Below are 22,491 nucleotides of genomic sequence, written 5' to 3'. Positions count from 1 at the left end.
ATCCCCGAGATACTCATTTGTCGCCGACCGATATGCTTGCCGGGCGCTCCATCCAGCCGCCCGTGCCATTGGGAACCAGCTCGACCAGATCGATGTGGTCTTCCCCGACGGCGGTGACGCGGCCATAGGCCTGCCCCATGTATTCGTTGCGGTGAACCTTGTGGATCACCCCGCCCGGGTCCTTGACCAGGGCTTCCAGCGCGTTGCCCGTCCCGATCGTGCCCACCATGCGCAGGGTGTCGAGCGAGAACATCTCCAGCGGCTCCTTCGGACGGTTTTCGTCAGGCCGTGTCCCCGATGTCGTCGAGGCATCCGCTTCCGCCGCGCTCGGGCTGAATGGATCGCGGGCGTTCTGGTCCTGGTAGGCGAAGGTCTCGAAGGTACGCAGTACCGGGAGCGGGGGAATGGGCTCGCCTTTCTTGTGTTTCTCGGCATCCACCCATTCGTGCAGGTCCGAGGTGCCGCTGGTGCAGCCGGCCAGTGCAGATGCCACGGAGAGCGCAAGCAGGACGACACGCCCACGCGAGAGAGACGCTGTCATTTCCTGGCTCCCTTCGCTGCCTTGGATTGCTCTGCCGCTTCGTCGTCATCCAGGTAACGGTAAGTCTTCACGGTGCCCTGCAGGATAAGCAGGCCCGAATCACCGCCCTTCTTGCCGGCATCTTTATCCTTGGGGCTCAGGGAGACGTCGTGCAGGGTCAGGATCACCACGCGCGGCAGCGATGCCACGCCGCTGATGAAGCTTCCGAACTGGTGATAGGTGCCCACCATCCGCAAGGTGATCGGTTTCTCGGCGTAGAAATCGCGCGGTGTTTCCGGACCGGGCTGGAACAGCTCGTTCTCGATGCCGGCGGCGAGCGCCGTCTGCGAGATATCGACCAGCAGCTCGGGCATCTCCGTCTTGCTGGGCAGCTGGCGCAGCAGGGTACGCAGCATGTCCTGCATTTCCTTGAGCTGCTGTTCCAGCGCTTCGAGATTGGCCGACTTGGCCTGCTTCTGCGAGAACTCGGTCTTCAGCGCGGCTTCGCGGCTTTCAAGCCCTTCGAGCTGGTCCTGCTGGTCGCTGATGTAGAGATACCAGCCGAAAAAGGTGACGACGACGAAGATCAGTCCGGTGAAGAAATACTTCACCGACTTCGGCCATCCGCCGATGTTGTTGCGATCGAGGTTACGAAGATCGTCTACGAATTTCATGGCTTTGCTCCTGCCTTGGCCGGAGCAGCGGGCTTTGCCGATGAAGGATCTTCGGCCTGCGTCGAGTCGACAGGCGTCGTCAGGTGTACGTCGAGGCCGAAGGCATAGGGCATGCGTGAGGCGTCGTGGGTGTTTTCGGTCTTGCGCAGGTCGGCGTGCCCCATCCACGGAGAGGCTTCGATATTGCGCATGTAATCGGCCACGCTCGAATTGGACTGCGATACGCCGTCCAGCGACATCGAGTCTCCCGCCTGTTTCATCCCCGTGAGGCGGGCACTGGCCGGGATCGTCTTCACCAGCTCGTCGAACAGGTGAACCATCTGCGCGCGGTTGGCCTGGAGCTGCTCGATGATCTGCTTGCGCTGCAGCAGGTCGGCGCGCACCTTTTCCAGGTCCTTGATCTTCGCGATGCGGTCGTCGAGCTGCTTGATCTCGCCCTGCAGGTACGTATTGCGGTCGTTCTGGTTGTCGATGCGCGCATCCATCCAGAACGACCACGCGATCAGCACCACCAGCGCCGCACCGAAGGCAAGGCCGAGCTGGGCGTAGAACTCCCGTTCGCGGACCTTGCGCCGGTCGGCGCGCCAGGGAAGCAGGTTGATCCGTGCCATCAGTCGAAGCTCCTCATGGCCAGGCCCACGGCAATCATCAGCGCGGGAGCATCCTGGGCCAGGGTCTGGGCCTGCACGCGGCTGGACAGGGCCATGCGGGCGAGCGGGTTGGCAACGACGCACGGTACGCCGATCTGCTGTTCGAGCAGTTCGGTGATGCCTTCGATGGAGGCGCAACCGCCGGCCAGCACCACCTGGTCGACACGGCTGTATTCGCTGCCGGCGAAGAAGAACTGGAGCAGGCGGCTGACCTGCTGCACCAGCGACTCCTTGAACGGCTCAAGGGCTTCCATCTCGTAGGACTCGGGCAGGCCGCCCTTGCGCTTGGCGCGACCGGCCTCCTCGTAGGAGAGGCCGTAGCGACGCATGATCTCGTCGGTGAGCTGCTTGCCGCCGAAGACCTGCTCGCGGGAATAAATGGTGCGCTGGTTCTTCAGCACCGCCAGGGTGGTCATGGTGGCGCCGATGTCCACCATGGCGACCAAGGCCTCGCGCGGTACGGCGAGCTGGTCGGCCACCATGCCGAAGGCGTTCTCCATGGCAAACGCCTCGACGTCGATCACCTTGGCCGTGAGACCGCCCAGGTCGAGCGCGGCGATGCGCATGTCCACGTTCTCGGTGCGCGAGGCCGCGAGCAGGACATTGTTCATCTCGGGGTTGTCGCGGACCGGCCCCAGCACCTCGAAATCGAGGCTGACTTCCTCGATGGGGTACGGGATGTACTGGTTGGCCTCCACCAGGATCTGGCCTTCCAGGTCGTCTTCGGAGAGATCGGCCGACATGGGGATGACGCGGGTGATGACCGCGGAGCCTGCCACGGCGGCCGAAGCGTGCTTCAGCTTCGAGCCCGAGCGGGCCAGCGCGCGGCGGATCGCCTCGCCCACGGCTTCCACCTCGACGATGTTCTTCTCAACCACGGCGTTGGGCGGCAGGGGCTCCACCGCGTAGTGCTCGACCTTGAAGCGGCCGCCCGCCTGGCTCAGCTGGAGCAGCTTGACGGCGGTCGAGCTTATGTCGACGCCAATGAGCGGCGTCGATTTGGGTGTAAAGAGCCCCACGGTGTCCCCCTTTCCCCGCGCCTTTGTCGGAATTGGTTTGTCGGCGCGAAGGCATTAGATCGAAAACTTAACGGATTGGCAACGGCCGTTTCTGGCCACTTATAGGCACTATTTCACAAATCCCATCACTGGGTTAGCGAATCCCGTTGACCTTCCGTCGAGCCCCGGGTCCCCGTCCGGGAGGCCGGGGAGGCTCTATACTTCGCCACGACCCAAACGGCGGTGACGAAGTCCCCATCCATGCGAATCCTGAAGCGTCTGCTGCGCTACGCGCTGTACCTCGCCCTGGCCGGCATCCTTTTCGTGGTGGGAGCCGTGGGCGTGGCCTACTGGCTGCTGGCGCCACGCCTGCCATCCGTGGCTGTCCTGCGCGATTACCACATGCAGGTTCCCCTACGCGTGCTCAGCTCGGATGGCCGGCTGATCGCATCGTTCGGTGAGACCCGACGCATCCCCGTCCACATCGCCGATGTGCCGGCGCGCCTGAAGAACGCCGTGCTGTCGGCCGAGGACGGCGACTTCTACAGCCATCCGGGCGTCGACTGGCATGGCATCGCCCGCGCCGGTATTCACGTGATCCTCTCCGGTGGCGACAAGGGGCCGGGCGGCTCCACGATCACCCAGCAGGTGGCCCGTAATTTCTTCCTGAGCCCCGAGAAGCTCTACTCGCGCAAGCTCACCGAGATGTTCATCGCGCTGCGCATGGAGAACGAGCTCTCCAAGGACCAGATCCTGGAGCTGTACCTCAACAAGATGTTCCTGGGTCATCGCTCGTACGGCGTGGCCGCTGCCGCCTCGTATTACTACGGCAAGACCCTCGACCAGCTCACCGTGGCCGAGGCCGCTACCCTGGCCTCCACCTTCCAGCTGCCTTCGGTAGTCAATCCGCTCAACAATCCCAAGCGCATGCTGACACGCCGTGACTGGGTGCTTGGGCAGATGCTCTCGAACCGCTTCATCACGCAAGCGGAGTACGACGAGGCCATCAAGGAGCCCAACGACGCCTACCCACACGAGCAGCAGATCGAGGTGGATGCGCCCTACCTGGCCGAAATGGTCCGCCAGCAGGTGCTGGAGAAACTCGGCAACGACGCCCTCACCGAGGGGTATGTCGTGCATACCACCGTCTCCAGCGAAACACAGACGGCCGCCAACGAGGCCCTGCGCGGCCGCCTGTCCGCTTACGACCGCCGTCACGGCTACCGCGGCCCCGAGGGGCATGAGGAACTCGCGGCCGGCGCTGGCCCGGATGACTACGATCGCGTTCTCGCCGGCTACACAAGCGTGGCGGGCATGATGCCCGGCATCGTCACGGAGACCGGTCCCAAGGAGGCGAAGGTGTACCTGTCCGCGAAGGAGACGGCCACGATCACCCTGGAGTCCATCGCCTGGGCCCGTCCCTACGTCAACGAAGGCCGCGCCGGCGCCACGCCGACCAAGGTCGACGCCGTACTCAAGCGTGGTGATGTCGTTCGCCTGATCCGTAGCGAAAAGGACGACATCTCCGAGGAGGCCAAGGCCACCGATACGGCCGCAGGTACCGAGAGCGGCCACCAGGAACCCCAGAAGGGACCGTGGCGCCTCACCCAGATTCCCGCCGCCCAGGCCGCGCTGGTTTCGCTCGATCCTGAGGACGGTGCCGTCCGTGCCCTCGTGGGCGGTTTCAGCTTCGTCCGTTCCAAGTTCAACCGCGCCGTGATGGCCGCCCGCCAGCCGGGCTCCAGCTTCAAGCCGTATCTGTACTCGGCGGCGTTCGAGCGCGGTTTCACGCCGGCCTCCATCGTCAATGACGCCCCGGTGGCCTTCCCGGACCCCTCGCGCCCTGACGGCATGTGGACACCCGCCAACGACGACAATAAGTTCGACGGTCCCATGCGTCTTCGCGAGGCCCTGGTGAAGTCGAAGAACCTGGTCTCGGTGCGCCTGCTCGATGCCATCAGTGTGCGCTATGCGCGCGACTACATGACTCGCTTCGGCTTCACGCCCGATGCGCTGCCGCAGAACCTGTCGCTGGCCCTTGGCACCGCCTCGGTATCGCCCATGGCCATGGCGCGCGGTTATGCCGTGTTTGCCAACGGTGGCTATCTGGTCACGCCGTACTTCATCTCGCGCATCGACGACCGCGACGGCAAGGCCGTGTACACCGCCAACCCGGAACGCGCCTGTGCCGACTGCCAGGAGCGACTGCTCGCCCCAACCCCGCCGGGGCCGCCGACGCAGGCCAGCACCGCCTTGATCCCGGCGCGTCCTGCCAGTTCGGGCAGCGCGGGTGGCAGCGGTACGGGCGACGCCGTGCTGCCGGCCGACTCGCACGACAATGCTTCACAGGCACCGAAGCTGGCACCTCACGTGATCGATGTCCGCAACGATTACCTCATCACCTCGCTGATGCTGGACGTCATCAAGCGCGGCACGGGTTCTGCGGCCAAGGCGCTCGGCCGCGACGACCTGGCCGGCAAGACCGGTTCCACCAACGATCACCGCGATGCATGGTTCGTCGGCTTCAATGGCGATTACTCCACCGCCGTGTGGGTGGGCTTCGACGACTTCAGCTCGCTGGGTCGCGGCGAATTCGGCGCCAAGGCCGCCCTGCCCATCTGGATGGACTACATGGGCGACGTCCTGAAGGACAAGCCCTCGCACACCCTGGCCATGCCGCCGGGCATCGCCACCGTACAGATCGATCCGGGTTCCGGTCTGCCATCTCCCGGTGGCATGAATGAAATCATGAAGGTCGAGGATGTCGACCGTCTCCGTGAACAGGCACAGCAGAAGCAGCAGGAGGAACAGCAAGACCACGCCTACGACATCTTCTGAGTGCGGAGCACGAGCCCGCACTCCGGACACACGAACACACCACATGGGGGTGAGTCATGGCACGAGGCGAGCACCACAGGATCCATGCCCAGGACAGGACGCAGCGCAATCGCGTCCTGGTCGCCCAAGAGGCGGCCCGCCTGATGAGCGAGCATGGCATCCGTGACTTCCACCATGCGAAGCTGAAAGCCGCCGAGCGGCTAGGCATCGCCGACACACAAGCCCTGCCCCGCAACAACGAGATCGAGCAGGCGCTACGCGAACACCAGCGGATCTTCCAGGCCGACAGCCAGCCCCAGGCCTTGCGAGCAAGGCGTGAGGCCGCCATGGAGGCGATGCGGTTCCTGCGGGGCTTCGACGCCCGCCTGGTCGGCGCCGTGCTGGAGGGTACGGCCGACGAGCATTCCGCCGTCTGCCTGCATGTCTTCAGCGACGACCCCGAGGCCCCGGGAATCTTCCTACGCGAGCAGGGCATCCCCCTGGAAACCCAGACCCGCCGGCTGCGCTGGTCGGATCACGAGCAGAGCGAGCACACCGTGCTGCTGTTCGGCGCCGACGGGATTCCCTTCGACATCACCGTGCTACCTGCGGATGCGATCCGACAGGCTCCACTTGATCGCGTGGACGAGCGGCCGATGCGCCGGGCCAGCGTAGCGATGTTGCAGCAGTTGCTGGCGGAGGAGGATATGGCTGCGTTTGGTTCGATGTAGACCACGGTCGCGCGCAAGGCGCGCTCCTACAAGGCAACGATAACCCTGTAGGAGCGCGCCCTGCGCGCGACCGGTAATGCACATACGCACGGCTGCACCGACAGCCATAAAAAAAGCCCCGCTTTCGCGGGGCTTTTTCATCAACGCTTGTCGCTGGACACGTAATCGCGAACATCTGCACCGGTGTAGATCTGGCGCGGACGACCGATGCGCGATCCCGGGGTTTCGTGCTGCTCGATCCAGTGCGAGATCCAGCCGGAGGTGCGCGCGATGGCGAACATCACGGTGAACATCTCGGTGGGGATGCCCAGGGCCTTGTAGATGATGCCCGAGTAGAAGTCGACGTTCGGGTAGAGCTTGCGCTCGACGAAGTATTCGTCCTTCAGGGCAGCTTCTTCCAGCTTCATGGCCACTTCGAGGAGCGGATCGTTCACGCCCAGCTCGTTGAGCACGTTGTGGCATGCCTCGCGAATGATCTTGGCGCGCGGGTCGAAGTTCTTGTAGACGCGGTGGCCGAAGCCCATGAGACGGAACGAATCGTTCTTGTCCTTGGCGCGCTTGACCGCGTTCTCGACCTTGTCGGCCGTGCCGATTTCTTCAAGCTGAAGCAGCACGGCTTCGTTCGCGCCACCGTGCGCCGGGCCCCAGAGCGCGGTGATGCCGGCGGCAACCGACGCGTACGGGTTCGCACCGGTGGAACCCACCAGGCGCACCGTGGACGTCGAGGCGTTCTGCTCGTGGTCGGCGTGCAGGATGAACAGCAGGTCGAGCGCCTTGGCGACGACCGGATTCACGTGGTACGACTCGCTCGGCACTTCGAACATGGTGTGCAGGAAGCGGGTGACGTACTCGAGGTTGTTGCGCGGGTAGCGGTTCGGCCAGCCGATGGAGTGGCGATAGATGGCCGAAGCGATGGTCGGCATCTTCGCGATGAGGCGGATGGCGGCCAGCTTGCGGTCTTCCGGGTTCTCGACGTTCAGATCGTCGTGATAGAACGCCGAAAGCGACGCTACCGACGCGGCCAGCATGGCCATCGGATGTGCGTTGTGGTGGAAGCCCTTCAGGAAGTCCTTCAGGTTCTCGTGCATCATCGAGTGATGCGTGATGTCGTTCGAGAACTTTTCGAACTGCGGCTTGCTCGGCAGTTCGCCGTTGAGCAGCAGGTAGGAGGTTTCGAGGAAGGTGGACTTCTCGGCCAGCTGCTCGATGGGGTAGCCGCGGTAAAGCAGGACACCCTTGTCGCCGTCGATGTAGGTGATGGCGCTCTTGGTGCTGGCGGTGCTGCCGTAACCCGGATCGTAGGTGAAGTAGCCGGTGTCCTTGTACAGGGTGCCGATATCGACGCACTCGGCGCCGAGCGTGCCGCCGATGACCGGCAGTTCGCTCACGGGCTTGTTGGATTCATCGACCAATTTGACGGTTTTGGCGTCGGACACGGCGAGCTCCTCTTTTCTTTGCTCCACCGCCCAGGGGGAACCGGGCAGCGTCGATAGTTGGGAAAACGACACCGGGGGTGAGGTGTCGTACCGGCCGCGCTTGCGACCGAAGTTCCCCATTATCGCACAGTGCCGATTCAAACGTCCGTTAGATGAACGTCGAATCGCAAACGCAAAAAGACACGGGGCAGGCGGTTGGCCTGCCCCGTGTCCGCGATCCTCGCGAAACGCCACCCCGCAGGCGGCGCGCGGATGTCGCTGTATTACTTCTTGCCGTAGCGCTGACGGAACTTGTCGACGCGGCCGCCGACGTCGAGCGTCTTCTGCTTACCGGTGTAGAACGGGTGCGAGTGGCTGGTGATATCGAGCTTGATCACCGGGTACTCGTTGCCGTCTTCCCACTTGACGGTTTCCTTGCTGGACATCGTCGAACGGGTAAGAAAGGCGAAGTCAGACGAGAGGTCCTGGAAGACCACCGGCTTGTAATTCGGATGGATGTTCTCTTTCATAGTCTTGACTCGAGAATAGCGGGGTGAAAAGAGCGGCATTGTAGCGAGCGGACTACGGCTGGTCAAGGAGCGACCAGGGGGCGGCGGTCTGAGTCGCCTTTCTCCGGGCCAGAAGCCTTGGCACTGAGAATCGGAAGGGCCCGAGGGTACCGGTCGCGCGCAAGGCGCGCTCCTACAGGACGCTGATGGTCTTGGCCCTGCCCTTGCGCCCGGATACCGGTCGCGCGCGAGGCGCGCTCCTACAGGACTGGGTGACTCTGTAGGAGCGCGCCTTGCGCGCGACCGGGGATGCAGGCACGGCAGGGATGCCCCGTGACCGCCCGAAAACCGTCAGGCCACGCCGAGCGCCCGGGCGATCATCGCCTCGAATTTATCTTGGTTCACCTCGAGAACCACCCGCGCATTCGGCTTGCCGCCCAGGCGGTTCTGCCAGTCGACCACGGTGGCGCCGCGGGTCAGGCGGCCGTCCAGCTCGATGGCCACGTGGCGCGTTTCGGCACGGGTGATGATCTCCGGATCGAGGGCCACGGCCATGGCCAGGGCATCGGCCGCGATGAAGCCGGTGCGTTCGTGCTCGGCATTGAAGCGCTGCGCCGTGGCGAAGATCTTCCCGAAGAATTCGGCACGCTTGTCGCCACCGGCCAGCCAGCCGTCGTAGGTGGCATCGGGGAAGGCGTGGCGGACGGTGGCTTCCCAGTCGACCAGGTCGAACATCGGGAAAGCCTCGAAGACCACGTGCGCGGCCTCCGGATCGAAACCGATGTTGAACTCGGCGGGAATCTTGCCCGTGTTGCCGTGGCCCGTGACGGCACCACCCATGATCACCAGGCGCTTTACGCGTGCCGGCAGGGTCGGGTCGAGGCGGACGGCCAGGGCGAGGTTGGTGAGGGGGCCGAGGGCGACGAGAGTCAGCTCGTTCGGGCGCTCGTGCGTGAGGCGGATAAGGGCCAGCGCGGCGTGCTCGGCCTGCGCCTTGTGAGCGGGCTCGGAAAAGCCGACATCGCCGAAACCATCCTCACCATGTACGAAGGCCGCGTCTTCTTCCGGCGCACGCACCAGGGGCGACGGGCAGCCCGCGAACACCGGCGTGGTCGCACCGATCAGGTCGACCAGCGTGCGGGCGTTGCGAACGGTATGACCAAGGCCGACATTGCCGGCGGCAACGGTAAGGGCGGTCACATCCGTATGCGCATGGGCCATGAGGATGGCCAGGGCATCGTCCACGCCCGGGTCGGTGTCGATCAGCAGCGGCAGTCGGTTCATCGCGCAAGGTTCTCTGTACGGCCAGACAGCATACCGCCGCCCGCGCCGTTCAGACAGCCTTCCGGGCCGCGTCGCCGCTGCTTTCGAAATCGAAACCCAGTTCGACGGCGACACGACTCACGCCCTGGCACAAGGCATCCAACTCCGGTGTCCGCGCCACCACGCGCGAACGAAGGTCCAGCGTACAGGCCAGTCCCATCTGCAACAGGTCGGCATGCGCCACATGCAGGACGTCGGCCTGTGCCACGGTGAGCAGGCCCACATCGCGAAGAACATCGACCAGCACGCTGCTGGCCGTGGTGTCGAGGATCGTCGGGTGCGTAGCCGCATGGGCCAGCACCATGCCCTGCAGCATGAACTCGATATCGATAAGCGCTCCCCTTCCCTGCTTTACATCCACCAGCGCGTCCGTGGAGCGGTCGCGCTCGGCACGCCAGCGCGTGCGCATGGCGCTCACCTCGCTGCGCACCCGGTCGGCATCGCGCGGCACGGCAAGGATGTCGCGGCGGATATGCGCCAGGGTTCCACCCAGACGCTCGTCACCCGCGACATGGCGCGCACGCTGCAAGGCCTGGTGCTCCCACGTCCAGGCGCGATCGCGCTGATAGGCTTCGAAGGCATCCACGCTCGCCACGAGCAGGCCCTTGGAGCCGTCGGGACGCAGCCGCGTATCGACCTCGTACAGCTTGCCGGCATGCGTCTGGGCTCCGAGCCAGTGCATCACACGCTGGGCCAGTCGCTGGTACCAGCGCGTGCCATCGACCTGGCGCGGGCCGTCGCTCATCAGGTTGGCACGCTTGCCGTCATATACGAAGACCAGGTCGAGATCCGACGCGAAACCGAGTTCTTCGCCACCCAGGCTGCCATACCCAAGCACGGCGAACCCGCTGCCTTCGCCCGGCAGGCGCCCGTGCTGGGCGATCAGCTCGCGCATCGCCAGCGCCAGCACGGCGCCCACCACGGCCTCGGCAAGGCCTGCGAGACGACGTGCGGTCGCCGTGGCATCAGCTCGCGCATCGTTGAAGGCAAGGCCCAGGCGAAACGCGATGCTGGAACGGAATTCGTTGATGCGCTCAAGCTCGCGCTCCGCGTCGCGCTCGTCGAGTGCACCCAGCGTGCGGGCGATTTCCGCCGAGATGTCGGCGCGCTTCAACGGAAGCTGGTCGATACGCGGATCGAGCACGTCATCCAGCAACAGCGGCTGCGCAATCACGCGCTCGGCGAGAAACGCACTATCCGCAAATACGCCGGCCACACGACGCCGGGCATTGGGCTGCTCATCGAGCAACGCAAGATACGACGAGCGTCGTGCCACCGCCTGCACCAGGCGGATGAGGCGAAGCAGGCTGGGCGATGGCGACACGCTGGCACGCGCGGCGCCGATCAGCTGCGGCATCAGTCGCTCCAGCCGTTCGGAAGATCGCGCGGACATGGATCGCACGGATGCCGCATTCGGTAGCTTGGTGAGTTCTTCCGCCACCGGGTTGCCCGGCACGAAACCCGAGGCTTCCATGGTGGCGGCGTTCAATGACGCATCCCGAGCCTTCGTCCAGATATCCCGGTCAGCAGCAGGCACCGTCGCGGTGCCGCCCGCTTCAGGCACCAGCACGGCGGCGAACTCCGAGGACACGGCTTCACGATGCTTCGTGAGTTCACGTTCGAGATCGTGCCACGAGGCGTAATCGAGACCTAGCGCCAGGCGCTCGCGGGTCAGGTCGTCGTCCGGGATGTCATGCGTCTGTGCGTCGCGCAGCATCTGCACGCGATTTTCCAGGCGTCGCAGGAAGACGTAAGCCTCGCGCAGGAGTTTCGCGCGAGCGGCAGGAATGTACCCGCGCGATTCACAAGCCTTCAGCGCAGGCAACAGGCCGCGCACACGCAAGGCGGGATCGCGTCCGCCGCGAATCATCTGCGTGAGCTGCACCACGAACTCGATCTCGCGGATGCCGCCCGGGCCCAGTTTGAGATTTCCCGCAAGGTCCTTGCGGGCCACTTCGGCATCGATCAGCGATTTCATCTCGCGCAAACCGGCAAATGCCGTGTAATCGAGATAGCGGCGGTAGACGAAAGGGCGAAGCATGTCCTGTAATTCGCGCCCCGCCGTGCGATCCCCTGCCACCGGCCGCGCCTTGATCCATGCGTAGCGCTCCCAGTCGCGTCCTTCGCGCTGGTAGTACTGCTCCATGGCCGAGAACGGCAACGCAAGGCGCCCGGCATTGCCGAAGGGCCGCAGGCGCAGGTCAACGCGCGCGCAGATGCCATCGACCGTAGGCTCGGCCAGCAGGCGTACCAGCTGGCGTGCTTCGCGGATGAAATATTCACCGTTGTCGAGCGGGCGCGCGCCGTCCGTTTCGCCACCGGACGCATACGCCAGTACGAGATCGATGTCCGAAGAGAAATTCAGTTCGTTGCCACCGAGCTTGCCGAAGCCGACCACGACCATGCGCTGCTCGATGCCTTCTGCGTCGCGTGGTCGCCCGTAGCGCGCATGCATCGCTGTTTCCGACCAGCGCAGCGCCGAAGCGAGCAGGGCTTCGTAGAGCGTGCTCGTGGACGACAGCGTTTCGTCGATGTCGTCCAGGCCGTTCACGTCACGAAACACCAGGCGCACCGCCTCTGCATGACGGAAACGACGCAGCACCGCCATGCAGGCGATTTCGTCGACGGGGAGATCCAGCGACGCACCACGCGCACCGGCATCCGAACCGGCACGCAGGCGCTCAAGGCCAGCCGGCGCAAGCAGCTCCGGCTGCCTTCGGAACACCTCGAAGGCGAAATCCGAGGCAAGCAGTGTGCGACGTATGCGCTCAGCCACCCCCGCGTCGTCATAAAGAGGAATCCGGGCCACGCGGCACGCCGCCATCACGTCGGCGTAACGCTGGTCGATGAGGGCGCGAAGCTCCGGGCTCTCGCGCGAGGTAGGGGTGGCGGTATTCATGGGACGGTCATTGTGCAGCAGTGAGTCGCCTCGCTGCAGGCCCCGTACGCCAAGGGCTTCGTCATCTCATGCGAAAAACCCTTACAGAACTTCAGGAACTTGCCTGACAACCGGTTCATGTCCATTGCGTTACAGTCCCTACCCCCTCGCTGACAGGGGCGTGACAAGAGGGTGATATGGCTTTCCAATCAACACATTGGCGAAACCTTGCCTCCCGTGTGGCCCTTCCGGTGCTGCTCGCCCTGGCGTTCGTGCTCTACACGGGCTTCCTCGACGGCAATCCGGGGGTCGCCAGCGAGCAGTGGTCCTCCCGCCCGGGCCATCTGCTGGTCAATGCCATTCCCGGCCTCATGCTGGCTTCCCTGCTGCTGGTGCTCACGCGCCGCGCATGGTTGTCCTTCGGCGTGGCCTTCATGCTCCAGGGCGCCGTGCTGGCCGTCAGCGCCATCAAGATGAAAAACCTCGGCTCGCCCCTGCTGCCAGCCGACTTCCGCATGGTCGGCCAGCTGAAGAACGGCGGCCTGCACCTGCTGGGCGGCTACCTGCCCAGCAACCCGATGCCCTATCTTGCCATCGCCGGCACCATCGCCCTGATTGCCCTCGTTGCGCGCTACGAGCCACCGTTGTTTGCGCGCCGCACCCGCGGGCGCCGCCTCGTGGCCGGCGTTACCCTGCTGGCGCTCCTGGGCACGCTGATGATTGGCATGCCCGGCTGGGCCAAGGTCTACAACAAGGGCCGCCTGGGCATGCAGCCCTGGTCAGCCGCCGCCAACGCCACGTACAACGGCGTCGTCACCACGCTCATGCAGTTCCGCCTGCAGGACGCCGGCAAGGGCAAGAAGCAGAAGACCGATCCAGACGAAGCCGCCCGCTTCATCGCCACCAACGATGCACCGCTGCGCGAGCACATGGCGGCCGCTGCCGAAAACCGTCGGCAAACGCCCGACATCGTCATCGTGCAAAGTGAATCGTTCTTCGATCCTTCCGTCATTCGCGGCCTCGAAGGCGACACCTTCGCGCCCAACCTGCATCGGCTGGCCCAGCACGCCAGCTCCGGCCAGCTGCACGTTCCCACCTTCGGCGGCGGCACCATCCGCACCGAGTTCGAAGTGCTGACCGGCCTTTCGCTGCGCTACTTCCCCAGCATGCAGTTCCCGTATCTTCAGATGCATTCGGGCGTGATGCCCGGCATGGTGCGCACGCTGCGCTCGCACGGATACGAGACCATTGCCGTGCACGGCAATGATGCCGGGTTCTGGAATCGCACAGCCGCCTTCAAGTCGCTGGGTTTCGACCGTTTCGTCTCGCAGCCGGATTTCCCGCAGAACGTCCCTCGTGACGGCGAATACATGGCCGATAGCGCCATGACTGACGAAATCATGAGCCAGCTGAAGGACAGCGGCCCTCCCCGCTTCGTCTTCGCCATCAGCATGGAAGCCCATGGCCCGTACGACAAGTCGCCGAACATCGACACCGAAGAGCGTGACGCGATTCCCGTGCCCGACGGCATCAGCGACGATGCCAAGCTTCAGCTGCGCAACTACATCTATCACATGCGTCACGCCGACGCGGAACTGGGCCGCCTCGCCGACCTGTTGAAGAAACGCGAGCGCCCCACGCTGCTGCTGTTCTACGGCGATCACCTGCCCGCACTCACGGAAACCTACACCAAGGCTGGCTTCACCAGCGGCGCCAACATGCTTGCGCAAACGGTGCCGTACATCCTCATCGATGCCCATGGCGATGGCCCCGCACCACAGAACGGCGACCTCGCCGCCTGGATGCTGCCAGGCCGTCTGCTGGAACGCGCAGGCATTCATGATGACCCTTACTTCGCACTGACGCAGGTGATCGGGCCACAGCTGGCATCACTTACACACGCACCCGATGCACCGGTGCCCGCCGAAGATCCGTCCCTGAAGGACAACGACACATCGATGGGCAACGTCGCCCTGCTGCGCATGAAGCGCAAGCTCGATCCGTTGGTCGCCCAGTACGCCTTGCCGGATATGACTACCGTCGCGCGACAAACAGGCAAGACCGAAGAAGAAGCCGCCGCAGGCGCGCATCAATAGGACGCGAACGCCACGCACGTCACAGTTCGGCCCTCATCTCATCGCTAGCCTCTAGCCTCCACGCCCGTTCGGCGTGGAGGAACAGGGGTGCGTGCACGCCGGGTCCGGCGTACACGCAAGGGACGCTCTTCCCACTCAAGGTAAGGAGTCCAACGCATGAAGAGGTTCGCTTCACTCGGCAGGGTCGTGGCGTGCGCAGGCATCGTGGCGGCCGTACTCTCCTTCTCCCTCGCGGCTTATGCCGCCGACACCCCGGCAACGGCACCCTCACTCACGCTCACCAGCGTCGCCAGCCTCCCCGCATCCGCCAAGCCGGCCGGCGTACCCGACGACTACGTGGTTACGCCCAACGGCTATTTCTCGCCCGACTGCGTAGCCACCATCCATCAGGGTGATGAGCTACAGGCGAACGGCCTCATCCGTCGCGCATCAGGCGTTTCCGAAAAGGCCGCTACCTGCGGCAAGGCCAACTTCACGCTGGACGGCCAGCGCATCGAAGCAGACGGCCGCCGCTCGCTCCAGCGCACGCCGCCACCCGTACAGAGTGGTTGGGTGCAAGCCGCCAATTACACCAGCGGCAAACCCATCGGCCGCATCGTGGCAACGTGGACCGTGCCAACGGCACCCTCCAGCAAGAGCAACCAGGTGATCTATTTCTTCCCGGGCCTGGAACAGCTGCCCAACGTGCAGTCGATCCTCCAGCCCGTACTGGGATGGAACGGCTACAACGACCAGCTCTGGACACTCGCCAGCTGGAACTGCTGCGTGAACGGCACCACCTTCCATAGCGACCCTATCGCTGCGAAGGCAGGCGATGTGGTGGTCGGTGATACCTACTCCACATGCGCCGCCGGCCAGGCCTGCTCGACGTGGAGGATCGATTCGCGCAATACCACGACGGGTAAGACCAGCACGCTGACCACCAATCCTTACGCCGACCTTACCTGGGTCTTCGGTGGCGTGCTTGAGGTGTACAACGTAGCGACATGCAACCAGTACCCGAGCGGCCCGATCACCTTCAGCAACATCCAGGTGTACGACCGCAACAACACCCGCGTGACCAGCCCACCGTGGCAGGGCAGCGATACGTCGGGCATCAACCCGCAGTGCAATTACGGATTGAGCACGACTGCTACATCAGCCACCATTTTCTATTGAATCGTCGAGGGCCTCCCGATGCGAGGCCCTCTTTTTGTATGCACCGCAACGTAAATCGCCGACGCACTGCTCCATCCTTTCCGTAGGAGCGTGCCTTGCGCGCGACCGGCGTGAAGTAAACGATGATGTACATCGTCATGAACGGTCGCGCGCAGGCGCGTTTCTACAGCGAAACGTTATCGCGAGGCTGATCACCCCTCCCCGCGGCACCATTAAGTTGTAGGAGCGTGCTTGCGCGCGACCGGTGGTATCGAAACGATGATGGTGTTCGCGATAACCGGTCGCGCGCAGGCGCGCTCCTACAGGGGTGCAGTAACCCCAGAGGTTTTTCCACACGATCACCGTGAAATCGGTAGAGGCGGCGGGGCGGCCCTTGGCGCGACTTGATGGAGGTGAGGGGAGCGGGTGGATCAGGCCGCGAAGCGGGGCCGGCCAGGAAGGCCGGCCTTTTTCGCCGAGGCAGGAGCCGAGTCGAAAAACCCCGCCCGCTCACCGTGCCCGAAGGGGCGTAAGCCATAAGACACTGAGCCGCGCAGCGGCTCCTCCTTTCCCGAGGGACACCGCAGGCCGGAGCGACAAGGGCCGCACCCGCCGCCTCTAAGCGACCACGCCACAGGCGCCGAGCGCGAGGCCGACAGGCGAGCCCTTCCTACGGAGCGAAGCGCAAAAAAAAGGGCCCCGCAAACGCGAGGCCCTTTTATGGAGCGAGTGCCTGGAAGGCAGGGACTTAGAAGTCCATGCCACCCATGCCGCCCATGCCACCCGGAGCACCGTGGCCGGCGCCGTCGTCCTTCTTCGGCACTTCCGTCACGGCCGCTTCGGTCGTGATGATCGAGGCGGCGACCGAGGCAGCGAACTGCAGGGCCGAACGGGTGACCTTGGTCGGGTCCAGGATGCCGAAGGCGATCATGTCGCCGAACTCGCCGTTGGCAGCGTTGTAACCGAAGTTACCGTTGCCTTCCTTCACCTTGTTCACCACGACCGACGCTTCTTCACCAGCGTTGGTGACGATGGCGCGCAGCGGGGCTTCCAGCGTGCGACGGGTGATGGCGATGCCGAGGTCCTGGTCCTGGTTGGCACCCTTGAGGCCTTCGAGGGCCTTGAGCGCACGGATCAGGGCGACGCCGCCGCCCGGGACCACGCCCTCTTCGACGGCTGCACGGGTGGCGTGCAGGGCGTCTTCGACGCGGGCCTTCTTTTCCTTCATTTCGACTTCGGTGGCGGCACCGACCTTGATGACGGCCACGCCGCCGGCCAGCTTGGCCACGCGCTCCTGGAGCTTCTCGCGGTCGTAGTCGGACGAGGTCTCTTCGATCTGCGCCTTGATCTGGCCGATGCGCGACTGGATCAGTTCTGCCTGGCCGGCACCATCGATGATGGTGGTGTTTTCCTTGGTGATCACGACGCGCTTGGCGCGGCCGAGATCACTGATGGTGGCCTTGTCGAGGGCCAGGCCCACTTCCTCGGAGACAACCGTGCCGCCGGTGAGGACAGCGATGTCTTCCAGGATGGCCTTGCGGCGATCACCGAAGCCCGGCGCCTTGACGGCGGCGACCTTCACGATGCCACGGATCGTGTTGACGACGAGGGTGGCCAGGGCTTCGCCCTCGACTTCCTCGGCGACGATCAGCAGCGGCTTGCCGGCCTTGGCGACGGCTTCGAGCGCCGGGAGCAGCTCGCGCACGTTCGAGATCTTCTTGTCGTGGATGAGGATGAACGGGTCGTCCAGTTCAACCTGCTGCGACTGCTGGTTGTTGATGAAGTACGGCGACAGGTAGCCGCGGTCGAACTGCATGCCTTCGACGACGTCGAGTTCGTTCTCGAGACCCGAGCCTTCTTCAACCGTGATCACGCCTTCCTTGCCGACCTTCTTCATCGCGGTGGCGATGATGTCGCCGATGTTGGCATCGGAGTTGGCCGAGATGGTGCCGACCTGGGCAATGGCCTTGTCGTCGGCGGTGGGCTTCGACAGCGCCTTCAGCTCGCCGACGGCGGCCACGACGGCCTGGTCGATACCGCGCTTGAGGTCCATCGGGTTGATGCCGGCGGCAACGGCCTTGAGGCCTTCCTGGATGAACGCCTGGGCGAGGACGGTCGCCGTCGTGGTGCCGTCACCGGCCACGTCGGAGGTCTTCGAGGCGGCTTCCTTCACGATCTGGGCGCCGATGTTCTCGTACTTGTCGGCCAGTTCGATTTCCTTGGCGACCGAGACGCCGTCCTTGGTGACGGTCGGGGTGCCGAAGCTCTTTTCGAGCACGACATTGCGGCCCTTGGGACCAAGGGTGACCTTGACGGCATTGGCGAGGGTGTTGACACCCTTCAGCATGCGGGCGCGGACGTCTTCGCCGAAGCGGACTTCTTTAGCTGCCATAAAATTTTTGCCTCAAAAATTTTGAAATTAGGTAAAGGGTTCTTGATCTTGAGGGCCTGCCAGCGCGACTGACGCGTCAGAGCAGGCCCAACCGCAAGATCAGCCCTCGAGGATCGCCACGATGTCGTCTTCCTTCAGGAAGACCAGCTCTTCGCCGTCGACCTTGATTTCCTGGCCGGCATACTTGCCGAACAGCACGACGTCGCCTTCCTTCACGCCCATGGCGCGGACGGTGCCGCTGGCCAGGGTGAGACCGGTGCCGGCGGCGATGACCTTGCCGCGGGTGGGCTTCTCGGTGGCGCTGTCCGGGATGACGATGCCACCGGCGGAAACGCGCTCTTCTTCCAGACGCTTGACGATGACGCGATCGTGCAACGGCTTCAGCTTGCTCATGACTACTCCAAGCATGTGGTTGATGGTTAAGAAAAAAGGTTCGCCTTGTTAGCACTTGGCCAGGGCGAGTGCCAGAATTCTAGCCAAAGCCTACCCGGAATCGGAAGGGCCTGGCGCTCGCGAAGATATGGCGCCGTCCGGAAACGGTTCAAGGGCGGCGGTACAAAAAATATGACAGCGGGAGAAGAAAGCATGACCCAGACCGACGCCCTCGTGGTCCTGATCGCCTGCCCCACCGGCGAACCGGCCGACACCCTCGCCCGCACAGCCTCGTGGAAGCCGGGCTCGCCGCCTGCGTGAACCGCCTGCCCGGCATGCGGTCCACCTATCGCTGGCAGGGCGAGGTCGTCACCGATGAGGAAGACCTGCTGCTGGCGAAGACCACGTCCGATGCCTACCCGGCGTTGCAGGCCTTCGTCGCGGCGCGGCATCCGTATGAGGTGCCCGAGATCGTGGCGTTGCCGGTCTCGGCCGGGCATGCTCCCTACCTCGACTGGCTGCGTGCCAACGTCGCTGCAAGCGAATCCGGGGTCGCCCGGTCATAATCACCGACGCCCGACGCGGTTCGTCGCCGCCCCGATCCACGGAGTTGCCATGTCGCTGTTTGCCCGCCTCGCGCGGAACCTGCTCGCCGCCGTCGCCCTGGTCGCCGCCCTGCCGGCGATGGCCCAGGACGACGACAACCTGCTGCCGGTCACCGAGGCCTTCCATCTCACCTCGGACGCCAGCCAGCCGGGCATGGTGAAACTGCACTGGACCATCGCGCCGGACTATTACCTCTACCGGGGTCGCATCAAGATCAAGGCCGCCGAGCCCAACGCCGCGACACTGGGCGAGCCGACGTTGCCGGACGGCATCCGCAAGCACGACGAATACCTGGGCGATGTCGAGATCTACCACGGCGACATCGAAGCCAGCGTGCCCTACACGCTGCTCGACAAGGGCACCAAGACTCTCGCGCTGGACGTCCAGTACCAGGGCTGCCACGAGGTGGAGCCCAAGATCTGCTATCCGCCGAACACGGAACATCTGAAGCTTGAGATCGGCGGTGCCTCCACGATCCCGGCATCCACGGGTACGCCGGCTGCCGGCGGTGCCTTCTCCAGCGGCGCCTCGCTGCTCGGTGCGCCCGCCGCCACGCCGGGCACCGAAGCCGCCTCCCTGCCGCCCGACCAGGCCTTCCGTTTCGAAGCCCTGGCGAAGGAAGGCAAGACACTGGTCCTGCGCTGGACCATGCCGAAGGACTATTACCTCTACCGCGACAAGACCCAGATCACCGTGACCTCGCCGGCCGGCGCCAAGACCGGTGAACCCGACTGGCCGAGCGGCACCGCCCACCACGACGAGAACTTCGGCGACACCATCGTCTACTTCGACCAGGTCGAAGTGCCCGTGCCGCTTACCGGGCTCGATGCGTCGAAGAAGGTGGAGCTGGATGTCGCCTACCAAGGCTGCCTGGAAAACGGCATCTGCTATCCGGTGATGACCCGCCACCTCAGCGTCGACCTGGGCAGTGGCGCCGTGGTCGTCGGCAAGATCGATACGAAGACCGCCTCCTCTGCCCCTGCCGACGTGGCACCCACGCCACCGCCGGCCGGTCTGAAGCCCTCAGGCGACGACACGCCCGTCGGCATTGCCGCTGCCCTTGGCCTCGCCCTGCTGGGCGGCCTGATCCTCAACCTCATGCCTTGCGTGCTGCCGGTGCTGTCGCTGAAGGCAATCACCGTGCTGGAAAGCGGTGAAAGCCCGGGCGCGGCGCGCCGCCATGCCCTCTGGTACACGGCGGGCGTACTGGTGGCCTTTGCCGCCCTGGGTCTTGTGGTGGTCGGCGTGCGCGCCGCGGGCCATGGCATCCAGTGGGGTGCACAGTTCCAGCAGCCGCTGGCCGTGGGCCTGCTGGTCTACGTGATGCTGGCCGTGGGCCTGTCGATGTCCGGCGTGTTCGAGATCGGCGGTTCGCTGGGCAATATCGGTAGCGGACTGGCTTCGCGCTCGGGCCCGGCCGGCGACTTCTTCACCGGCGTACTCGCCGTGGTAGTCGCCAGCCCCTGCACCGCGCCTTTCATGGGTTCGGCCATCGCCTTTGCCTTCGCGGCACCCATCGCCGTCGCCTTCCTCATCTTCATCGCGCTGGGTTTCGGCCTGGCGCTGCCGTTCCTGCTGATCGGCTTCGTGCCGGCCATCGCCCGCCTGTTGCCGCGCCCCGGTCGCTGGATGGAAACTTTGAAGCAGGCGCTGGCCTTCCCGATGTACCTCACGGCCGTATGGCTGCTGTGGGTGCTCACCAAGCAGCGTGGCGCCGATGCCACGGCACTGGTGCTGGCGGGTGGTGTGCTGCTGGCCATGGCGCTGTGGTGGTACGGCCGTCGTCGCGGCGGTCTGTCGTGGATCTTCAGCGCCGTGCTCGCCATCGGTGCGGCGGCCGCGCTGTGGACCGTGCACGGTCTGCCGGCCCAGGCGGCCGGCGCCAGCGTCGCGGCGGACGGCTCGGTGCCCTATTCACCAGAGAAACTGGCCGAGCTGCGCGCCGCGGGCACGCCGGTGTTCGTGGACATGACCGCCGACTGGTGCATCACCTGCAAGGCCAATGAACGCGCCGTGCTCGACACCGACGCCTTCCGCGACCTGCTCAAGCGCACCGGCACCGTCTACATGAAGGGCGACTGGACCGACGTGAACGCCACCATCGCCGCTTTCCTCGACCAGTACCACTCGGTGGGCGTGCCGCTCTACGTCGTGTATCCGAAGGGTGGCGACGGCCACAAGCTGTCCACGGTGCTCACCTACGACACCGTCGAGAAGGCACTCGAGGCCGCCGCCCACCCATGACCCGCGGCCCTGCGTTCTGGATCGTGGTGCTGGCGGTCGTTGCGGCGGCCGCCGGCTTCTGGACCGAACACCGGCGCCTGAATCCGTCGCCGCCCGAGGGCGTGACGGTGGCCGTCGAGGGCGATATCCCACGCGACGTCGTATTCCTCACGCCTGACGGAAAAGCCCGTCCGTTGTCGGACTGGCGAGGACAGAAGGTGCTGATCAACTTCTGGGCCACCTGGTGCGCCCCCTGCCGCCGGGAAATGCCACTGCTGAGCGAGGCCTATCCGCGCTATCGCGGGCATAACGTCGCCGTCATCGGCGCGGCGGAGGACACCGCCGACGCCGTACGTGCCTATATCGCGGAGCGGCCGGTCAGCTACCCCGTGGTGATCGCCGGCAGCGACTCACCGGGTGGCTCGCTCTCGTTCGGCAATACGCGACGGGTACTGCCCTATAGCGTGCTGATCGGCGAAGATGGGCGCATCCTGCGCCGCAAGATCGGCACCTTCAGCCCCGCCGAACTCGACGAGTGGCTGGCCCCGGAACACTGAGAACCTCCATGGACGCCACCCCTACCCACGACGAGGCGATCGACGCGACCCGCCTCTGGCTCGAACGCGCCGTCATCGGCCTGAATCTGTGCCCTTTTGCCAAAGCCGTGCAACGCAAGGGCCAGGTCCGTTATGTGGTCAGCGATGCGGACCAGCCGCTGCAACTGCATGCGGACCTGGTGCGCGAACTCGAATTCCTGCGCGATGCGGATCCCGAGGCGGTGGATACCACGCTGCTGATCCATCCCCGGGTGCTCGTTGATTTCGAGGATTTCAACGAATTCCTGGAAGTGGCTGACGATACGGTGGCCGATCTTGAGCTGGAGGGGGACATCCAGGTCGCCAGTTTCCATCCGGATTTCCAGTTCGACGGAACGGCGCCGGACGACATCACCAATTACACCAACCGGTCGCCTTTCCCTACGCTGCACCTGTTGCGGGAAGCCAGCATCGACAAGGCCGTTGCCGCGTTTCCGGAAGCTTCGACGATTTTCGAGGCGAATATGGCGACGCTGGACAGGCTGGGGCATGAGGGGTGGCGGAAGTTATTTGCCGAATCCTGACGCGGTCGCGCGCGAGGCGCGCTCCTACAC

General features: G+C 64.8%; 18 protein-coding genes. 8 read left to right on the top strand and 10 right to left on the bottom strand.

Annotated elements, in window-relative coordinates; genetic code table 11:
- Positions 1-13: 13 nt before the first annotated feature.
- The 4 genes from KR767_RS09820 to KR767_RS09805 are packed head-to-tail and all read right to left on the bottom strand — an operon-like array spanning position 14 to position 2,863.
- Positions 14-541 carry a pilus assembly protein PilP gene (locus tag KR767_RS09820; protein ID WP_166950810.1) on the bottom strand — a complete coding sequence of 176 codons (528 nt, stop codon included), beginning with the start codon at positions 539-541 and terminating at the stop codon, positions 14-16.
- Positions 538-1,194, bottom strand: a complete 657-nt coding sequence (locus KR767_RS09815; RefSeq protein WP_166950809.1) for a type IV pilus inner membrane component PilO — start codon at positions 1,192-1,194, stop codon at positions 538-540. The genes KR767_RS09820 and KR767_RS09815 overlap by 4 nt, the downstream gene beginning before the upstream one ends.
- A complete protein-coding gene (locus tag KR767_RS09810) occupies positions 1,191-1,805 on the bottom strand; it encodes a PilN domain-containing protein (RefSeq protein WP_166950807.1) in 615 nt (204 codons plus the stop codon). Before KR767_RS09810 ends, KR767_RS09815 begins: the two co-directional genes overlap by 4 nt.
- Positions 1,805-2,863, bottom strand: coding sequence for a pilus assembly protein PilM (locus tag KR767_RS09805; protein ID WP_166950806.1), 1,059 nt, complete (start codon positions 2,861-2,863; stop codon positions 1,805-1,807). Before KR767_RS09805 ends, KR767_RS09810 begins: the two co-directional genes overlap by 1 nt.
- A 240-nt stretch (positions 2,864-3,103) precedes the next feature.
- Here KR767_RS09805 and KR767_RS09800 point away from each other — a divergent pair, with 240 nt between their 5' ends.
- Positions 3,104-5,680 (top strand): penicillin-binding protein 1A, encoded by a 2,577-nt coding sequence (locus KR767_RS09800; RefSeq protein WP_250878983.1) that lies wholly within the window; start codon positions 3,104-3,106, stop codon positions 5,678-5,680.
- 56 nt (positions 5,681-5,736) lie between these two features.
- Complete coding sequence (locus KR767_RS09795; RefSeq protein WP_166950802.1) at positions 5,737-6,390, top strand: hypothetical protein; 654 nt, start codon at positions 5,737-5,739, stop codon at positions 6,388-6,390.
- A 140-nt stretch (positions 6,391-6,530) separates the two neighbouring features.
- On the opposite strand, the gene KR767_RS09790 is transcribed toward KR767_RS09795, so the two are convergent.
- From KR767_RS09790 to glnE, 4 genes are all read right to left on the bottom strand, one after another.
- Entirely contained in the window at positions 6,531-7,826 is a 1,296-nt protein-coding gene (locus KR767_RS09790) for a citrate synthase (protein ID WP_166950800.1), read from the bottom strand.
- 263 nt (positions 7,827-8,089) lie between these two features.
- Positions 8,090-8,335, bottom strand: coding sequence for a type B 50S ribosomal protein L31 (locus tag KR767_RS09785; RefSeq protein ID WP_166950791.1), 246 nt, complete (start codon positions 8,333-8,335; stop codon positions 8,090-8,092).
- A gap of 330 nt (positions 8,336-8,665) precedes the next feature.
- Entirely contained in the window at positions 8,666-9,598 is a 933-nt protein-coding gene (locus KR767_RS09780) for a nucleoside hydrolase (RefSeq protein WP_250878982.1), read from the bottom strand.
- Between the two features lie 49 nt (positions 9,599-9,647).
- A complete protein-coding gene (glnE, locus tag KR767_RS09775; protein ID WP_250878981.1) occupies positions 9,648-12,536 on the bottom strand; it encodes a bifunctional [glutamate--ammonia ligase]-adenylyl-L-tyrosine phosphorylase/[glutamate--ammonia-ligase] adenylyltransferase in 2,889 nt (962 codons plus the stop codon).
- A 176-nt stretch (positions 12,537-12,712) separates the two neighbouring features.
- On the opposite strand from glnE, the gene KR767_RS09770 reads away from it, so the two are divergent.
- Together KR767_RS09770 and KR767_RS09765 are read left to right on the top strand one after the other, a co-directional pair.
- On the top strand, positions 12,713-14,611 hold the full coding sequence (locus KR767_RS09770) for an LTA synthase family protein (protein WP_250878980.1): 1,899 nt from the start codon (positions 12,713-12,715) through the stop codon (positions 14,609-14,611).
- A 156-nt stretch (positions 14,612-14,767) separates the two neighbouring features.
- Positions 14,768-15,769, top strand: coding sequence for a hypothetical protein (locus KR767_RS09765; protein WP_250878979.1), 1,002 nt, complete (start codon positions 14,768-14,770; stop codon positions 15,767-15,769).
- Between the two features lie 727 nt (positions 15,770-16,496).
- On the opposite strand, the gene groL is transcribed toward KR767_RS09765, so the two are convergent.
- Together groL and KR767_RS09755 are read right to left on the bottom strand one after the other, a co-directional pair.
- A complete protein-coding gene (gene groL, locus KR767_RS09760) occupies positions 16,497-18,140 on the bottom strand; it encodes a chaperonin GroEL (protein ID WP_250878978.1) in 1,644 nt (547 codons plus the stop codon).
- Positions 18,141-18,239: 99 nt separating this feature from the next.
- Positions 18,240-18,533: a co-chaperone GroES gene (locus KR767_RS09755; protein ID WP_144916355.1), complete on the bottom strand. Its 294-nt coding sequence runs from the start codon at positions 18,531-18,533 to the stop codon at positions 18,240-18,242.
- 272 nt (positions 18,534-18,805) lie between these two features.
- Here KR767_RS09755 and cutA point away from each other — a divergent pair, with 272 nt between their 5' ends.
- From cutA to KR767_RS09735, 4 genes are read left to right on the top strand one after another with little or no spacing between them, the layout of a single operon-like run.
- Entirely contained in the window at positions 18,806-19,078 is a 273-nt protein-coding gene (gene cutA / locus KR767_RS09750; RefSeq protein ID WP_250878977.1) for a divalent-cation tolerance protein CutA, read from the top strand.
- A gap of 49 nt (positions 19,079-19,127) precedes the next feature.
- Entirely contained in the window at positions 19,128-21,362 is a 2,235-nt protein-coding gene (locus KR767_RS09745) for a protein-disulfide reductase DsbD family protein (RefSeq protein WP_250878976.1), read from the top strand.
- On the top strand, positions 21,359-21,898 hold the full coding sequence (locus tag KR767_RS09740; protein WP_250878975.1) for a TlpA family protein disulfide reductase: 540 nt from the start codon (positions 21,359-21,361) through the stop codon (positions 21,896-21,898). Before KR767_RS09745 ends, KR767_RS09740 begins: the two co-directional genes overlap by 4 nt.
- Before the next feature lie 8 nt (positions 21,899-21,906).
- Positions 21,907-22,461: a DUF1415 domain-containing protein gene (locus KR767_RS09735; RefSeq protein ID WP_250878974.1), complete on the top strand. Its 555-nt coding sequence runs from the start codon at positions 21,907-21,909 to the stop codon at positions 22,459-22,461.
- Positions 22,462-22,491 lie beyond the last annotated feature (30 nt).

Origin of the sequence: Luteibacter anthropi (assembly GCF_023699965.1) — a bacterium.
In the GTDB taxonomy this organism is placed as follows: Bacteria; Pseudomonadota; Gammaproteobacteria; order Xanthomonadales; family Rhodanobacteraceae; genus Luteibacter; species Luteibacter anthropi.
Note: the sequence above shows the minus strand (reverse complement) of the source record. Positions and strands in the feature narration are given on the sequence as shown.

Excerpts from the sequence above, each read along its gene's own strand:
- KR767_RS09820 (WP_166950810.1), bottom strand. The coding sequence starts at position 541 with ATGACAGCGTCTCTCTCGCGTGGGCGTGTCGTCCTGCTTGCGCTCTCC.
- KR767_RS09815 (WP_166950809.1), bottom strand. The coding sequence starts at position 1,194 with ATGAAATTCGTAGACGATCTTCGTAACCTCGATCGCAACAACATCGGC.
- KR767_RS09810 (WP_166950807.1), bottom strand. The coding sequence starts at position 1,805 with ATGGCACGGATCAACCTGCTTCCCTGGCGCGCCGACCGGCGCAAGGTC.
- KR767_RS09800 (WP_250878983.1), top strand. The coding sequence starts at position 3,104 with ATGCGAATCCTGAAGCGTCTGCTGCGCTACGCGCTGTACCTCGCCCTG.
- KR767_RS09795 (WP_166950802.1), top strand. The coding sequence starts at position 5,737 with ATGGCACGAGGCGAGCACCACAGGATCCATGCCCAGGACAGGACGCAG.
- KR767_RS09785 (WP_166950791.1), bottom strand. The coding sequence starts at position 8,335 with ATGAAAGAGAACATCCATCCGAATTACAAGCCGGTGGTCTTCCAGGAC.
- KR767_RS09780 (WP_250878982.1), bottom strand. The coding sequence starts at position 9,598 with ATGAACCGACTGCCGCTGCTGATCGACACCGACCCGGGCGTGGACGAT.
- glnE (WP_250878981.1), bottom strand. The coding sequence starts at position 12,536 with ATGAATACCGCCACCCCTACCTCGCGCGAGAGCCCGGAGCTTCGCGCC.
- KR767_RS09770 (WP_250878980.1), top strand. The coding sequence starts at position 12,713 with ATGGCTTTCCAATCAACACATTGGCGAAACCTTGCCTCCCGTGTGGCC.
- KR767_RS09765 (WP_250878979.1), top strand. The coding sequence starts at position 14,768 with ATGAAGAGGTTCGCTTCACTCGGCAGGGTCGTGGCGTGCGCAGGCATC.
- groL (WP_250878978.1), bottom strand. The coding sequence starts at position 18,140 with ATGGCAGCTAAAGAAGTCCGCTTCGGCGAAGACGTCCGCGCCCGCATG.
- KR767_RS09755 (WP_144916355.1), bottom strand. The coding sequence starts at position 18,533 with ATGAGCAAGCTGAAGCCGTTGCACGATCGCGTCATCGTCAAGCGTCTG.
- KR767_RS09745 (WP_250878976.1), top strand. The coding sequence starts at position 19,128 with ATGTCGCTGTTTGCCCGCCTCGCGCGGAACCTGCTCGCCGCCGTCGCC.
- KR767_RS09740 (WP_250878975.1), top strand. The coding sequence starts at position 21,359 with ATGACCCGCGGCCCTGCGTTCTGGATCGTGGTGCTGGCGGTCGTTGCG.
- KR767_RS09735 (WP_250878974.1), top strand. The coding sequence starts at position 21,907 with ATGGACGCCACCCCTACCCACGACGAGGCGATCGACGCGACCCGCCTC.